Source organism: Streptomyces sp. NPDC033966, from assembly GCF_055575955.1.
Genome location: NZ_JBVIRQ010000044.1, coordinates 1,478 through 3,234, shown reverse-complemented (window position 1 = coordinate 3,234; position 1,757 = coordinate 1,478). Strand labels below are relative to the sequence as shown.

The window sequence follows — 1,757 nt, the reverse complement described above, 5'->3', positions numbered from 1 at the left end:
ATGTGTGACGGATTTGCCTACCACACGGCCTACACCCTTACCCCGGGACAACCACCGCCCGGGCTGGACTACCTTCCTGCGTCACCCCATCGCTTACCTACTACCACCTTGGGTCGCCGGCTCCACCACTTTCCTTTCCCCGAAGGGTCCGGAACGGCTTCACGGGCTTAGCATTAATGGATTCGATATTGGGCGTTTCAAAGCGGGTACCGGAATATCAACCGGTTGTCCATCGACTACGCCTGTCGGCCTCGCCTTAGGTCCCGACTTACCCTGGGCAGATCAGCTTGACCCAGGAACCCTTAGTCAATCGGCGCACACGTTTCTCACGTGTGTATCGCTACTCATGCCTGCATTCTCACTCGTGAACCGTCCACAACTAGCTTCCGCTGCTGCTTCACCCGGCACACGACGCTCCCCTACCCATCACAGCGGGCGTTGGCCCTATTGCTGCAATGACACGACTTCGGCGGTACGCTTGAGCCCCGCTACATTGTCGGCGCGGAATCACTTGACCAGTGAGCTATTACGCACTCTTTCAAGGGTGGCTGCTTCTAAGCCAACCTCCTGGTTGTCTCTGCGACTCCACATCCTTTCCCACTTAGCGTACGCTTAGGGGCCTTAGTCGATGCTCTGGGCTGTTTCCCTCTCGACCATGGAGCTTATCCCCCACAGTCTCACTGCCGTGCTCTCACTTACCGGCATTCGGAGTTTGGCTAAGGTCAGTAACCCGGTAGGGCCCATCGCCTATCCAGTGCTCTACCTCCGGCAAGAAACACACGACGCTGCACCTAAATGCATTTCGGGGAGAACCAGCTATCACGGAGTTTGATTGGCCTTTCACCCCTAACCACAGGTCATCCCCCAGGTTTTCAACCCTGGTGGGTTCGGTCCTCCACGAAGTCTTACCTCCGCTTCAACCTGCCCATGGCTAGATCACTCCGCTTCGGGTCTAGAGCGTGCAACTCAATCGCCCTATTCGGACTCGCTTTCGCTACGGCTTCCCCACACGGGTTAACCTCGCTACACACCGCTAACTCGCAGGCTCATTCTTCAAAAGGCACGCAGTCACGAGATACAGCAAGCTGCATCCGACGCTCCCACGGCTTGTAGGCACACGGTTTCAGGTACTATTTCACTCCGCTCCCGCGGTACTTTTCACCATTCCCTCACGGTACTATCCGCTATCGGTCACCAGGGAATATTTAGGCTTAGCGGGTGGTCCCGCCAGATTCACACGGGATTTCTCGGGCCCCGTGCTACTTGGGAGATGAGCAAGCAAGCCGCTGATGTTTCGTCTACGGGGGTCTTACCCTCTACGCCGGACCTTTCGCATGTCCTTCGACTACATCAACGGTTTCTGACTCGCCTCACAGCCGGCAGACTGTGAAAGCTCATTCCCACAACCCCGCATGCGCAACCCCTGCCGGGTATCACACGCATACGGTTTGGCCTCATCCGGTTTCGCTCGCCACTACTCCCGGAATCACGGTTGTTTTCTCTTCCTGAGGGTACTGAGATGTTTCACTTCCCCTCGTTCCCTCCACACTGCCTATGTGTTCAGCAGTGGGTGACAGCCCATGACGACTGCCGGGTTTCCCCATTCGGACACCCCCGGATCAAAGCTCAGTTGGCAGCTCCCCGGGGCCTATCGCGGCCTCTCACGTCCTTCATCGGTTCCTGGTGCCAAGGCATCCACCGTGCGCCCTTAAAAACTTGGCCACAGATGCTCGCGTCCACTGTGTAGTTCTCAAACA

The 1,757-nt window shown here is 57.1% G+C and carries 1 rRNA gene (cut by a window edge); it reads right to left on the bottom strand.

From position 1 onward, the window contains the following. Positions 1-1,722: ribosomal RNA gene (locus ACZ518_RS39310) — 23S ribosomal RNA — on the bottom strand (it extends 1,496 nt beyond the left edge of the window). Between the last annotated feature and the right edge of the window lie 35 nt (positions 1,723-1,757).